The following is a 13,528-nucleotide window of genomic DNA, read 5'->3' on the forward strand; positions in this document are numbered from 1 at the left end:
GTTACACCTCCTGCTTCCAGTTGAGTGTTCGAAGCACATCGGCGAATACCCCAGCAGCCGTTACCGCCGTGCCCGCACCGTAGCCACGCAAGACCAAAGGAATAGGCTGATAGTAACGGCTATAAAAAGCCAGCGCATTTTCGCCATCTTTTACTCGGTTAAGCGGATCGTCGGCAGCAACCGCCGCCAGCGAAACTTTACAAACGCCTTGATCGATACTACCTAAATAACGCAATACCTTCCCCTCAGCTGCCGCATCCTGTTGTAACTTGGCGAAATACCTGTCAGCCTCGGGGAGGCGCGCCATAAAGGCTTCGGTATCACCACTGGCATCGAAGTTAGGTGGCAGCGCCTGCTCGATTTGGATATCATCAAGGTTTAGTGGCATACCCGCTTCGCGTGCCAAAATCAGCAACTTACGGGCGACATCCATGCCCGATAAGTCATCTCGCGGATCAGGCTCGGTAAAGCCGTTTGCTCGGGCGATGGAAGTCGCTTCAGAAAAACTCATCCCTTCATCTAACTTACCAAAGATGAAAGAGAGTGAGCCAGAAAGGATCCCGTTAAAACGCTCTAACTTATCCCCCGCCTTGAGCAGGTTCTGCAAATTCTCAATCACCGGTAAACCAGCACCCACGTTGGTATCGTATAAAAACTTACGACGCATCGACAACGCAGTTTTACGCAGTTGCTGATAATACTCGAGACTTGAAGTATTGGCTTTCTTGTTCGCGGTCACCACATGGAAACCATTGGCCAAAAATTCAGCATACTTGCCAGCAACATCATCATTACTGGTACAGTCAACGATCACCGGATTAATTAAATGACTTTGTCCCACTAATTCATTCACATTGGCCAGCGTAAACCCACCATTCTCGCTGCAATTGGCCAGTTGCTGCTGCCAATCGTCTAGCGCGAGGCCTTTAGGATCGAGTAATAGTTTGCGGCTATTAGCCAAGCCACAAACGCGGATCGCGATTTGTTGATCTTTTAGATGCGCCTGCTGAGCATGAATTTGCTCTAACAACGCGCCACCCACGCCACCCACGCCAATTAAAAATAAATCGATGTAATGCATGCTCTCAAAGAAATTTTGATGACAAGCTCGGATCGCCTCCGCCACTTTATCTTGGGAAACCACCGCCGAGATAGAGCGTTCGGAAGAACCTTGCGCAATCGCCACAATATTAATCCCAACTTCCGCTAACGAAGTAAAGAAGCGTGCCGCAACCCCTTTACTACGGCGCATGCCATCCCCCACCAGCGAAATAATCGCTAATTGGTCGATGGTCTCAATCGGCTCCAGCAATTGATTGGCTAATTCCAGCTCAAACTCTTCATTTAAAGCCGCTAAGGCGCGGACCGCATCAACACTATGAATACAAAAGCTAATGCTATACTCGCAGCTCGATTGAGTAATCAGCGCCACTGAAACATGACTACGAGAAATGCTTTCAAAAATACGGCCAGCCATGCCCACCATACCTTTCATGCCAGGACCTGAAACCGTCAACATAGTCAGTTCGGCAAGGCTAGATAAAGCTTTCACGGGTAAATCATCTTGCCCTTGGCTTTGTGCGCCAATTAATGTTCCTTCCCCCTGAGGATTAAAGGTATTCTTAATTAGGCAAGGGATATGGTACTGAGCAATCGGGGCAATGGTTTTGGGATGCAGTACCTTAGCGCCAAAATAGCTTAACTCCATGGCTTCTGGATAGCTTAAACTACGTAACAAACGGGCATCTTCAACCAAGCGAGGGTCGCAATTATATACGCCGTCGACATCGGTCCAAATTTCACAGCATTCTGCATCTAAACAGGCCGCTAATACCGCGGCGCTATAATCGGAACCATTACGGCCAAGCACCACGGTTTCACCCTGCGCGTTACCCGCCGTGAACCCAGGCATCAAATAAATTAGCTCTTGCTGAAGCATGCTCTGATTCAAGCGCTGCTTACTGGCCTGAATGTCGACCACCGCCTCCAAGTAGCCCCCCGAGCTGGCCAGCAACTTTTGCTGAGGAACAATGATTTCTGCACTATGGCCACGCACTGCTAGCAGATAACTCATGGTGTGAATGCTCAGTTTTTCGCCTGTAGACAATACCTTAGCGCGAATATTATCTGGGCATTGTTGCAGTAAGGCGACCCCTTTCAGTAACTGGCGTAATTCACCCAACTCTTGGTGAATCATCAACTGCATTTGCTCAATGGCAAAACCTGCATATTTATTCTTTAATTCACCGAGCAATTGCTGGAAGGTGGTTTCAATACGATTTAATAAACCCTCTCCATCGTTGCCGTGACTAACCATATCCACCACTGCAACTAAATCGTTGGTGACTCCCGCTGGAGCAGAGAGTACCACTGCCAATTGTGACTGATGTTGGTTACTTAATACTATATCGGCTGCGCGATTAAAGCGCTCAGCGTCGGCTAAAGATGATCCACCAAATTTTAAAACTCGCATTGTTCCTCCCAAAAAAAAACCCGTATCGTGATTGATACGGGCTTTCTTCAATGTAGTTTATCGCTACAACAAGCCCGTCCCGCATGTGGTGGTGCGGGTAATAATACCGGTGGTTGTGTAAGCAAAATATACTGACATCTGAATAAAAATTTAAATTCCAATTATGTTCATACCATAACCAGCTGGGCTAAAGAGTCAAGTTTTATTTAGCTCAAAACTCATCCAAGTCAACAATCATTTCCGAGATAAAAATTTGAACGCCCGTTTAAATCCTGCCATAGTGGATAAAAAAACAACAATAAGAAAACGCCGATGAAAAACTCGATGGAACACATCGCAGCAGAAACGATGCTGCAACGCTTCAACAGCTTCTACCAATGTTTCTTAGAAGTCACCCGCGGTGCGAAACAACGCTTCGAAACCGCTGACTGGATGTCTGTACAACTCGCATCTAGAGAACGGATCCGGCTATATGATCATCATGTCACCGAAGCGAGGGCAGCCATCAAACAACTAACTGGCCATCTACAACGTAGCGCTCAATTTTGCGCCGCAGTAAAATATCGGTATTCCCAGTTAATTAGCCAACATGAAAATTTTGAAGTCGCTGAATCTTTCTTTAATTCGGTGTATCAAAGACTATTTCATCATCGCTACATCGAAGAAGACCAACTATTTATTCGACCAAGTCGTAGCAGCAAACGCTTTGACTATCAATTACTCACCCATCGTTACCAACATACCGAGCTGCAACAGCTACTGGTCGACTTATTTAAAGACTATGACTTCGCCATTCCATACGAAGACTTATCACGCGATATCAATTTTATCCAACAGCGACTCCAGCAGCAGCCTCAGCTCAAGCAGCAACCATTACACCGCATCACCATGCTGCAGCCAGTGTTTTATCGGAACAAAGCCGCCTATTTGATAGGCCACTATCAAAGCGAAGCGCTGTCTTTCCCCATCGTATTTCCATTACTCAACCAGCAAGCCCAGGTTGCGATAGACACCGTGTTAATCGATAGTGATCAGGTGAGTATTATCTTTGGCTTTGCCCGCGCCTATTTTATGGTCGACGCCCCTGCACCAAGACGAATTGTAAACTTTTTAAAGCAGCTACTCCCCAATAAAACCGATTATGAGCTGTTTACCGCAATCGGCTGTCAAAAACATGCTAAAACCGAATTTTATCGTCACTACTTAAACCACTTACACAACTCCAAAGACCAATTTGAACTCGCCCCCGGAATTAAAGGTATGGTAATGAGCGTATTTACCTTGCCCTCTTATGACGTTGTATTTAAAGTGATAAAAGATCGCTTCACTCCCCCCAAAGAGGTCAGTCGGGCGGTCGTCAAAGAGAAATACCGCTTGGTCAAACAACACGATCGTGTCGGCCGAATGGCCGATACTCAAGAATTTACTAATTTTGAATTCCCTTTAGCCCGCTTTAGCCCTGAGTTACTTGCAGAACTGGAACTCGTCGCGCCGTCTGCGCTCAAAATAGAAAATGACGTACTCACCATTAAACACCTCTATACCGAACGCAAAATGATCCCGCTAAACATCTACCTAGAGCAAGCCGACGAAACGCAAACTCGGCAAGTGATCGATGAATATGGCAACGCCATCAAACAACTAGCCGCAGCCAATATCTTTCCTGGAGATATGTTATTTAAGAACTTTGGGGTCACTCGGCATGGGCGAGTCGTATTTTATGATTACGATGAAATATCCTATATGACGGAGTGTAATTTCAGAGAATTTCCACAATCCCCCTATCCTGAAGACCAATGGGCCGTACATCCTAGCTATTCTGTTGGTCCCTATGATATTTTCCCAGAAGAATTTGCAACGTTCTTGCTAGGGAAACCAGCCGTAAAACAAGCATTTAGAGAATTGCATGCGGAACTGTTTCAGGCCAGCTATTGGCAAAGTTTGCAACGCAACATAGAAAATGGTCAATTTGAAGATGTCTTTCCTTACCGTAGGCATTGCCGATTTATCAACCGTTAGCTACCAACTTTCAAGCCGTGACTCGTTCCGCCATCGCGTAAATATTTTTTGTGATCGACCGTGATCTTCTGTATGAGATCGACCATAATAGTTATTGGGAAAAATAATAATAAGGGGCAGCAGTGACTAAGTTTAGTTTTAAGTATTATTTTGCTGCTCTTTTGATGATCACGGGTCGTTCAGCGTTCGCTGCAATCCCAAATATTGATAACCAATTAAGTATTAGCTACGGTGATGGCCAACATCTACAACTATCAACCCGCAGTCAAATTAAAAACTGGTATGTAACAGGCTATAACAACAAACAATTTATTTACACAGGGCCCCGGGATCAAACTCAATCATGGTTTTTTAACGGCGGTTACCAGCATCAACTGCGTAACGAATTCTCACTCTTTGTCGAAGCAGGGGTGAACAATCAATACGACGATATTGCGACACGTAGAGGCTTTAATCTTTCGACAGGCTTAAATTACCAGCCGCTACGGCACCTATCACTTCAAAGTAAATTGGTACAAATTCACCAACCTGATGATGACACCACCGAACAAAGCCTCGAGGTATCGAGTACATTACACCTACTCAATAACATTGATGTAAAAGCTGTCTATCAAATTGAAGCACAAGATAAGCAAACCCAGCAACAGCTTCAATTTGGTTTAGGTTATCGCTTTTAAGCGAAGCCTTCCGGCAGATTTAAGGCCTGTTCGCTCAGCAAGATCCCATTCTCATCCGCATACAAATACATCCCCGGTAGAATTTTTACACCAGCAAAATTCAGCTCGCAATTAACATCCCCGACACCTTTTCGCTCGGTTTTCATCGGGCAAGCAGCTAATGCCCTTACTCCCAAGTCAATCGTATTAATCGTCGATACGTCTCTAATCGCACCGTGGATGACCACCCCAGACCATCCTTGAAGATAAGCCGAATCCGCGATCAAGTCGCCCATCAATGCATGTTGAATATCGGCACCACCATCCACCACTAATACTCGCCCTCGGCCCGCAGTGGCTAATAACTCTTTGACTCGACTGTTGTCTCGCCAACATCGAACCGTCACCACTTCACCGAAAAAGCAAGTTTTCAATCCATAAGACCGAAAAATAGGGGTTAACAGCTGAACCTGTTGCGGATAGAGATCACATAATTCCGGCAATAAATCTTGCATTCTGATACTCCTTTATCATTTGTTGATATCCCTGTGGATTATCAAACCAACGACTCGCGGTATTGCCGAGACATGAGTATGCTCGGCTTATATCATTACTATCATAGAGATAACAATCACCATCAAGCCAGTAAAAAGCTCTTTGTTTGAAAACCTTTGCTACATATTGCGCATCAATTAACGAACATTCAACAACCGCGCTAAATTCGTAATGATTAAGATCAATAGCGCCTGCAAAGACCCAAGAACAAGGCATTTTATGGACACGCAAATATGTAAGTAAATGACAATCTAACCAGCGATTAAACTGCTGAGATCGGGTAACCCTTTAGGATTGTTCGCGGTAATAACAGCAAGCCCATGATATTTAAGGGCTGTATCTGCCAAAAATATAGTGTTTTTATACAAATTAAACATGTAGTTTATTTTCAGTAATGACGCGTATAAATTGCCATTATGACCATTTCCGATTGATTTGAATCAAATCCGCTTCAAAAAACGTAAGCTTTTTTCAGACTCAAGTTGTTATATCACTGTTAAGCCCATAGAATATGTTCACTGCTTGTAACGAATCATGCATACAGAAGATCTCTTACGCTGACTTACGTCTCGTTTTGAGCACACTATTTGTTTATTTTTTTTGCCATATGAGAAGTTTTAACACAAACTCAACATGGCATTGTAGCTAGTGTTTACTTCATCTTCTATAAAACACCGAACAGTTCGCAAGCCAACTTTTTTCTATATAGCATTGGGGAAGACCATGACACCAAATATTCTAATTGTCGAGGACGAACTGGTCACTCGTAATACGCTAAAAAGCACTTTTGAAGCCGAAGGTTACAACGTGTTTGAAGCGATTGACGGCAATGAAATGAACAGCGTACTTGAAGCTCATTCAGTTCACTTAATTATCATGGACATTAATCTTCCAGGTAAAAACGGTTTATTGCTTGCCCGTGAACTTCGAGATCGTGAACAAATCGCGTTAATGTTTTTAACTGGTCGCGACAATGAAGTTGATAAGATTTTAGGTTTGGAAATTGGGGCCGACGACTACATCACCAAGCCTTTCAACCCTCGCGAATTAACCATTCGTGCGCGCAACCTACTAAATCGTACCATCAATGGACAATCGGCTAATGAAGACAAGGGCTCTGTAGAAGAGTATCGCTTTAACGGCTGGACCTTAGATATTAATAGCCGATCGTTAGTAAGTCCTAACCAAGAAACCTACAAACTGCCGCGTAGCGAATTTCGTGCAATGTTGCACTTTGTAGAAAACCCTGGACAGATTCAAACCCGTGCAGATTTATTGAAGAAGATGACAGGGCGGGAATTGAAGCCGCATGACCGGACGGTTGACGTAACCATTCGTCGGATCCGCAAGCATTTCGAATCAATACCAGAAACACCAGAAATTATTGCAACCATTCATGGTGAAGGTTATCGTTTCTGTGGTGAAATTGAATAAGCAGCTCACTTACAAAAAACCTCGCAGTTTCGCGAGGTTTTTTTATACTTGTGAGGCGCTCAAATAACGAGCAACATGAATAAAGGTGACGAAACTCAGACAACTCACAATCATGTTGCTGAGGTAAAAAATCGTCAATGTTTTGATCGATGTTCTGATTTGTAGTTATTTTTCTACATATTCTTTTGTTATCAATCTTGTATAATATGCGCAGAATTTTTTAACAGCATCCTTAACGGAGAGTCACTTCAATGAAGAAAACAAAAATAGTTTGTACCATTGGCCCAAAAACTGAGTCAGTAGAAATGCTAACTCAATTAGTTGAGTCTGGCATGAACGTTATGCGCCTTAACTTCTCTCACGGCGATTTTGCCGAGCACGGTACTCGAATCAACAATCTACGTGAAGTTATCAAGAACACCGGCAAATCTGCCGCTGTTTTATTAGATACCAAAGGCCCTGAAATCAGAACGATTAAACTAGCTGGCGGCAACGACGTAAGCTTAGTCGCCGGTCAAGAATTCACGTTCACGACCGACCAAACTATTATTGGTGATAAAACTCGCGTAGCCGTTACCTACCCAGGTCTTGCTGCAGACTTAAAAGTTGGCAACATTATCTTAGTTGACGATGGTCTTATCGAAATGGAAGTTATTGCCGTTTCTGATGACGAAGTGAAGTGTACTGTTCTTAACAACGGTGATTTGGGCGAGAACAAAGGTGTTAACTTACCTGGTGTAATCGTACAACTACCAGCTCTATCAGCAAAAGATAAAGGCGACTTAATCTTTGGTTGTGAGCAAGGTGTTGATTTCATCGCTGCATCGTTCATCCGCAAGAAAGAAGACGTTCTAGAAATTCGCCAACTGCTTAAAGAAAATGGCGGCGAAACCATTCAAATTATTTCTAAGATCGAAAACCAAGAAGGTGTTGATAACTTCGATGAAATCTTAGAAGTATCTGACGGTATCATGGTTGCTCGTGGTGACCTAGGCGTAGAAATTCCTGTAGAAGAAGTTATCTTCGCTCAGAAAATGATGATTGAGAAATGTAATCGTGCTCGTAAGCTAGTGATTACAGCCACTCAAATGCTTGACTCAATGATTAAAAACCCACGTCCAACCCGCGCAGAAGCTGGCGACGTAGCCAACGCAATCTTAGACGGTACCGATGCGGTTATGCTATCGGGTGAGTCAGCTAAAGGTAAGTACCCTGTAGAAGCAGTCACTATCATGGCTACTATCTGTGAACGTACCGATGCCGTGATGCCTTCTAACCTAGATCCTGCACGTGATAGCGGTAAATTGCGTATCACTGAAGCGGTATGTAAGGGTGCAGTAGAAGCTTCTGAAAAATTAGCGGCACCACTTATCGTGGTTGCTACTGAAGGTGGTAAGTCAGCGAAGTCAGTTCGTAAATACTTCCCACAAGCAAATATTTTAGCGATTACCACTAACGCAAAAACTGCTGCTCAGCTTTGTTTATCTAAAGGTGTGATTCCTCACGTTGTAGAAAGCATCGATAATACTGATGCGTTCTACATGCTTGGTAAAGAACTTGCGATTGAATCAGGGTTAGCCAATAAAGGCGACATCGTGGTTATGGTTTCAGGTGCACTCGTACCATCAGGCACCACCAATACGTCTTCTGTTCACGTATTATAATCACTCGCTTGATTGCTATCCAAAAAGGCGCCTCAGGCGCCTTTTTTTATGAGTTCTGATCCAAAGGATGAAACCCACTTAAGTGCTCCATGTCCAGCAAAATAGAATCAATTTGTTCCAAGGCTAAAGCATCGATATTCATGGCTCGAGGATAAATAGGTTGATGCCGGTCATCCAACCAATGACTCACCCAGTAATTTGTAGAGAGCAAAAATTCCCGAGCATATTGCTCACTGACTTCCAAGCAACCACGTAAACAAACATCGAGATAAGATTGTAAAATAGGGCTATTCGCTTGAGGGTGCCAATATTCATGAGCCACATAAGTATAAATTTTCACAGCAGCCTGCGGTAAGGGATGTAATAGCTCCAACTGCTGTAAGTTTAAGCAAACTCGCTCATAATCTCGTTCTCGCTCATCTAATTCGGGCAAAAACTTTTCATCAAATGGGATCAATACCCCATTCACCGTTGCTTGCGGCTCAGGACTAATCACCACTGCAGAACGATCATTACCGCCTTTCAAACCGCTCCAATAGCGCTGATAACCATGTAAACGGGCGGCATAAGCCTGTTCCCCTGGAAAAGTTCGTTGCCGACAATCGGCGTCAATTAAACTACCGTAGCCAAATATGTAAATCATTGCACCTTCCTCAGTAAAGCCACTCAATAAATACATTAATCAACGGCGGCACAGCAACCCAGCTAAAGACCTTCATTCTAAGCCCTTGTAACAAATAAACAATGACCAATGAAATAATGACAGCACAGCTTTATCTTATCGGTCATCCGACTAAATCAGGGCCTTTTGTAATATTCACGATCTAATCAATAAACCTTACAAGGTTTGTCGCTTCACATCCTAGCGACGAACTTATTTCTGCCGCTAGCTAATAATCAGCACAAACAGTACCATAGCTCGCATAATCGCAATTTATTTATTGGTAGTTAAGAGGGAATATGGACACAACAACCCGCACCATGCAAGTCAGTAAACGGATAGCCTTAGTGGCACACGACCACAAAAAAGGCGCCTTAATGAATTGGGCCAAAATTCATCAGGACGAACTGAAAAAACACCAATTATTTGGCACTGGCACCACCGGGACTCTTCTTTGTCAACAAGGCTTTGAAGTCACCGCTTTACTCAGTGGCCCAATGGGTGGCGACCAACAATTAGGAGCGATGATCGCAGAAGGAAAGATCGACCTAATGATCTTTTTTTGGGACCCTCTCGACGCAGTGCCTCATGATCCTGATGTGAAAGCCCTACTTCGCCTAGCTGCCGTTTGGAACATCCCCATGGCAACCAATCAGGCAACGGCTGACTTCATTCTCTCCAGCCGTCATTTTAACCAAGAGTTTACTGTTGATGTTCCCGATTATGCTGGCTATCTAAAAGATCGGACTAAATAAGCCAAAGTTAAGCAGCCGTTCTGCCATCGCTATTGTCAGCACGGATCCGAAATAGCTTACCCGAGTGAGTTCGATTGGCCTTATAATCAGCTTGCAAAAAACGAGGACGGATAGCCTTTAAATGCTCTATTTGTTCCTCGTTGAGTTTTCCCACCGGTAAACCCAAAGCCTTGTAACTAAGCATCGGGCGGGCAGCAAGATTGATCATCATATCAACGTTTGTCCGTTGCTCTTGAATGTGTTGCAGCTCCATCGCTTTCAACACTCCATTTTCGAGTAAGTTTTTCACCGCAGGCTCCGCCAAAGGCAGATGAAGGACACTCCGTCGGGTAATCACAAACTCACGTAACACCGCTCGCTCTGAATGGTCTAAACAAGCAATCATCGCAGCTAAACGGGTGTGTTCGCGGCGCTCATTTAAATGTCGCCCCACAGCCGTCGCGATTAATAGTAAGCTACGGCTGATAAAATAAGCCAACCCCACCACACAACTTATAGTAAATACCAAACTTAGCTGAGCATTAAAACCCATTTCGGGTAACCAATAACTCGGGATCAACAATAATAAAGCGCTTGTCACCACTAGCCACGCCATTAAAATGTCTAATATGCCCCAACGCGCAATTAAACGACTGAGAAATTCCATTGTTGCACTCTCCTGCCAAAAACCTGACTCTTCGAGGATAGTGATAGCAAGGCTTATGCCAAACAATGATCAAGCGCTGAGAGATTTCGAGCCAAAGGGGCGGTAAAGCAACAAACTTAAGTCGCGAGCGACTCAGGCACCCTTGCTAATGCAGCTTGCATGACCTCAATGCCTGCGCCTGCTTTATGGGCATTCTCACTCAGGTGGCGTCGCCAGGATCGCGCGCCGACACAACCTTGAAACAAACCCAGCATATGCCGAGAAATATGCTGTAAACGACCGCCGTTAGAAAGATGCTGTTCAATATACGGATACATTAACTGAACCACTTGATGACGCGAAGGCTGTTGCCGCTGAACGCCAAAAATCCGTTGATCCACAACCGCCAATAAATAGGGATTCTGATAGACCTCTCGACCGAGCATCACCCCATCGAGTTGTTCGAGATGTTGCTCAGCTTGCTCTAAACTATTAATGCCGCCATTCACACTTATCGTTAACTGCGGATAATCTCGTTTCACTTGATAGGCCCGGGTATAATCCAAGGGAGGCACATCTCGGTTTTGCTTAGGGCTTAAACCCGACAGCCAAGCCTTACGAGCATGAATAATAAAAGTACTACAACCTGCTGCTGCGACAGGCTCAATAAAATCGGTTAAAAATGAATAGCTATCTTGCTCATCAATACCGATCCGAGTCTTAACTGTCACTGGTATCCTAATGTGTTGTTGCATGGCATTCACACACTCTGCAACCAAGCTGGGTTCAGCCATTAAACAGGCGCCAAAACGGCCATTTTGCACCCGATCCGAAGGACAGCCAACATTCAAATTGACTTCATCGTAGCCCAACTGCTCCGCTTGTTTAGCACACTCCAGCAGATCTCGAGGATTAGAGCCGCCTAATTGCAATGCAAGCGGATGCTCCTGCTCAGAAAAACCTAAATAGTCACCTTTCCCATGTAAAATCGCGCCCGTGGTCACCATTTCGGTATACAACAAGCTATGCTGACTCATCAAACGATAAAAATAACGACAATGCCTATCAGTCCAATCGAGCATCGGGGCAACAGAAAAGCGATGTGCGGGGTATAAGTAAACTTGGGTCATGGGCTCAACATATTAAAAATAATTAAAACAACGACACTAAGTTATTCCCTAGCATCTAAAAGTAGGCGGTCAGGTTTGGAGCCCCCTACTGACAACAAGCGGACGATTATACCCCCCTCTGAACTAACTTGGTAATGTTTGACTCTGTTACGCATCGTTTCACTGATCATAAACATCTCTCAAACAAACTTTTTCTCACCCTATAGCCAACTTAATTCGCTTGATTTTTCACTAAAAATAGCTAGTTTTCATCTATAATGGTGAGAAGACTCGTAAAGTTTTGAGTTAAAGTTGCAGCGCTTCTGATCTCATGCGATTCTTATTAAAACTACTCAAATATTGATTCGTGGCTTAGCGATGCTCTTTATCAGCAAACTAAGACCACCAGTAACAGGAGCGCATTAGCCCTTATGGACGTAAATTTTGTAAATCCTTTTCTCAGTTCTCTTCTTAATGTCCTAGAAACGATGGCTCAGTTGGAGCTAAAACCCGGAAAACCCGGGTTGAAGAAGGATGAGATTGCACGTGGTGATGTCTCGGGACTCATCGGCATGGTAGGCCAACAAACCAAAGGTTCGTTATCGATTAGTTTTGAGAAAGATCTTGCGATTGAGATCATGCGCCGCATGTTAGGCGAAGCTCCGGATTCTATCAACGAAGAAGTGACCGATATGGTTGGCGAAATTACCAATATGGTCACCGGTGGCGCGAAACGCTTGTTAGCCGATAAAGGTTACGATTTTAATATGGCGACCCCTGTCGTTGTATCCGGTCCCTCCCATACCATTACCCATAAAACTGAAGGCCCTAAAGTACTAATCCCATTCACTTCTGTTTATGGCTCAGCCACCATCGAGATATGCTTTGAAAACACTTAGTAAACCAGCCTAAGCGAATAAAAAAAGCCCACTAAAGAGTGGGCTTTTTGTTCTCGAATAAATTTTAGATTTACAAACCTTCGGCGTTCGCTGACAAATACTTAGCAACACCCTCTGGGCTCGCATCCATTGCCTCTTTACCCTGTTCCCATTGTGCAGGACAAACTTCACCATGCTCTTCATGGAAGTTTAGTGCATCAACCATACGTAGCATTTCATCGATATTACGACCAAGCGGTAAATCATTCACTACTTGGTGACGAACTACACCCGCGGTATCAATTAAGAAAGAACCACGGAAAGCGACACCCGCTTCAGGATGTTCCACGTCATAGGCTTTACAGATCTCGTGTTTCACATCGGCAATCAATGGATATTGAACCGCACCAATACCACCATCTTCGATTGCAGTGTTACGCCAAGCGTTATGAGAAAATTGAGAATCGATAGAAACACCGATCACTTCAACACCTTTTGCTTGGAAGTCTTTAAAACGATGATCGAAAGCAATAAGTTCAGAAGGACAAACAAAAGTAAAATCTAGTGGGTAGAAGAATACAACTGCAGCTTTGCCTTTGATATGCTCACTTAAAGTAAAACTATCAACGATCTCACCATTACCTAACACGGCAGCAGCAGTAAAATCTGGAGCAGGACGACCAACTAAAACACTCATTT

The 13,528-nt window shown here is 44.1% G+C and carries 12 protein-coding genes; 6 read left to right on the forward strand and 6 right to left on the reverse strand.

Features of this window, described 5'->3' with window-relative positions; translation table 11 throughout:
• Position 1: 1 nt before the first annotated feature.
• On the reverse strand, positions 2 to 2,473 hold the full coding sequence (thrA, locus tag ACRRSY_RS18470; protein ID WP_432463784.1) for a bifunctional aspartate kinase/homoserine dehydrogenase I: 2,472 nt from the start codon (positions 2,471 to 2,473) through the stop codon (positions 2 to 4).
• Positions 2,474 to 2,785: 312 nt separating this feature from the next.
• On the opposite strand from thrA, the gene aceK reads away from it, so the two are divergent.
• Both aceK and ACRRSY_RS18480 read left to right on the forward strand, forming a co-directional pair.
• Entirely contained in the window at positions 2,786 to 4,492 is a 1,707-nt protein-coding gene (gene aceK, locus ACRRSY_RS18475; RefSeq protein ID WP_432463785.1) for a bifunctional isocitrate dehydrogenase kinase/phosphatase, read from the forward strand.
• Between the two features lie 122 nt (positions 4,493 to 4,614).
• Complete coding sequence (locus tag ACRRSY_RS18480) at positions 4,615 to 5,169, forward strand: hypothetical protein (RefSeq protein ID WP_432451778.1); 555 nt, start codon at positions 4,615 to 4,617, stop codon at positions 5,167 to 5,169.
• Here ACRRSY_RS18480 and ACRRSY_RS18485 read toward each other — a convergent pair.
• Positions 5,166 to 5,663: a putative 4-hydroxy-4-methyl-2-oxoglutarate aldolase gene (locus ACRRSY_RS18485; protein ID WP_432451777.1), complete on the reverse strand. Its 498-nt coding sequence runs from the start codon at positions 5,661 to 5,663 to the stop codon at positions 5,166 to 5,168. The two genes, ACRRSY_RS18480 and ACRRSY_RS18485, sit on opposite strands and share 4 nt — an antisense overlap.
• A gap of 763 nt (positions 5,664 to 6,426) precedes the next feature.
• Between ACRRSY_RS18485 and arcA the strand changes: the two genes are divergently transcribed.
• The gene (gene arcA / locus ACRRSY_RS18490; protein ID WP_432451775.1) at positions 6,427 to 7,137 is read left to right on the forward strand and encodes a two-component system response regulator ArcA; all 711 of its coding nucleotides are present in this window, start codon (positions 6,427 to 6,429) and stop codon (positions 7,135 to 7,137) included.
• A gap of 251 nt (positions 7,138 to 7,388) precedes the next feature.
• Positions 7,389 to 8,801, forward strand: coding sequence for a pyruvate kinase PykF (gene pykF, locus ACRRSY_RS18495; protein ID WP_432451774.1), 1,413 nt, complete (start codon positions 7,389 to 7,391; stop codon positions 8,799 to 8,801).
• A 46-nt stretch (positions 8,802 to 8,847) separates the two neighbouring features.
• Here pykF and ACRRSY_RS18500 read toward each other — a convergent pair whose 3' ends face one another.
• On the reverse strand, positions 8,848 to 9,444 hold the full coding sequence (locus ACRRSY_RS18500) for a gamma-glutamylcyclotransferase family protein (RefSeq protein ID WP_432451773.1): 597 nt from the start codon (positions 9,442 to 9,444) through the stop codon (positions 8,848 to 8,850).
• Positions 9,445 to 9,761: 317 nt separating this feature from the next.
• On the opposite strand from ACRRSY_RS18500, the gene ACRRSY_RS18505 reads away from it, so the two are divergent.
• On the forward strand, positions 9,762 to 10,217 hold the full coding sequence (locus ACRRSY_RS18505) for a methylglyoxal synthase (protein WP_432451772.1): 456 nt from the start codon (positions 9,762 to 9,764) through the stop codon (positions 10,215 to 10,217).
• 7 nt (positions 10,218 to 10,224) lie between these two features.
• On the opposite strand, the gene ACRRSY_RS18510 is transcribed toward ACRRSY_RS18505, so the two are convergent.
• Positions 10,225 to 10,863, reverse strand: a complete 639-nt coding sequence (locus ACRRSY_RS18510; protein WP_432451771.1) for a super-infection exclusion protein B — start codon at positions 10,861 to 10,863, stop codon at positions 10,225 to 10,227.
• 116 nt (positions 10,864 to 10,979) lie between these two features.
• Positions 10,980 to 11,972, reverse strand: coding sequence for a tRNA dihydrouridine(20/20a) synthase DusA (gene dusA / locus ACRRSY_RS18515; protein WP_432463786.1), 993 nt, complete (start codon positions 11,970 to 11,972; stop codon positions 10,980 to 10,982).
• A 410-nt stretch (positions 11,973 to 12,382) separates the two neighbouring features.
• On the opposite strand from dusA, the gene ACRRSY_RS18520 reads away from it, so the two are divergent.
• Positions 12,383 to 12,850, forward strand: a complete 468-nt coding sequence (locus ACRRSY_RS18520; protein ID WP_432456089.1) for a chemotaxis protein CheX — start codon at positions 12,383 to 12,385, stop codon at positions 12,848 to 12,850.
• 70 nt (positions 12,851 to 12,920) lie between these two features.
• Here ACRRSY_RS18520 and ACRRSY_RS18525 read toward each other — a convergent pair whose 3' ends face one another.
• Positions 12,921 to 13,526: a peroxiredoxin C gene (locus tag ACRRSY_RS18525; RefSeq protein WP_432456088.1), complete on the reverse strand. Its 606-nt coding sequence runs from the start codon at positions 13,524 to 13,526 to the stop codon at positions 12,921 to 12,923.
• Positions 13,527 to 13,528: the final 2 nt, after the last annotated feature.

Source organism: Agarivorans sp. QJM3NY_33, assembly GCF_050870865.2.
Classification (GTDB): Bacteria; Pseudomonadota; Gammaproteobacteria; order Enterobacterales; family Celerinatantimonadaceae; genus Agarivorans.

Bases quoted from the DNA above. Each gene is read 5' to 3' on its own strand.
- thrA (WP_432463784.1), bottom strand. From the start codon at position 2,473: ATGCGAGTTTTAAAATTTGGTGGATCATCTTTAGCCGACGCTGAGCGC.
- aceK (WP_432463785.1), top strand. From the start codon at position 2,786: ATGAAAAACTCGATGGAACACATCGCAGCAGAAACGATGCTGCAACGC.
- ACRRSY_RS18485 (WP_432451777.1), bottom strand. From the start codon at position 5,663: ATGCAAGATTTATTGCCGGAATTATGTGATCTCTATCCGCAACAGGTT.
- arcA (WP_432451775.1), top strand. From the start codon at position 6,427: ATGACACCAAATATTCTAATTGTCGAGGACGAACTGGTCACTCGTAAT.
- pykF (WP_432451774.1), top strand. From the start codon at position 7,389: ATGAAGAAAACAAAAATAGTTTGTACCATTGGCCCAAAAACTGAGTCA.
- ACRRSY_RS18500 (WP_432451773.1), bottom strand. From the start codon at position 9,444: ATGATTTACATATTTGGCTACGGTAGTTTAATTGACGCCGATTGTCGG.
- ACRRSY_RS18505 (WP_432451772.1), top strand. From the start codon at position 9,762: ATGGACACAACAACCCGCACCATGCAAGTCAGTAAACGGATAGCCTTA.
- ACRRSY_RS18510 (WP_432451771.1), bottom strand. From the start codon at position 10,863: ATGGAATTTCTCAGTCGTTTAATTGCGCGTTGGGGCATATTAGACATT.
- dusA (WP_432463786.1), bottom strand. From the start codon at position 11,972: ATGACCCAAGTTTACTTATACCCCGCACATCGCTTTTCTGTTGCCCCG.
- ACRRSY_RS18520 (WP_432456089.1), top strand. From the start codon at position 12,383: ATGGACGTAAATTTTGTAAATCCTTTTCTCAGTTCTCTTCTTAATGTC.
- ACRRSY_RS18525 (WP_432456088.1), bottom strand. From the start codon at position 13,526: ATGAGTGTTTTAGTTGGTCGTCCTGCTCCAGATTTTACTGCTGCTGCC.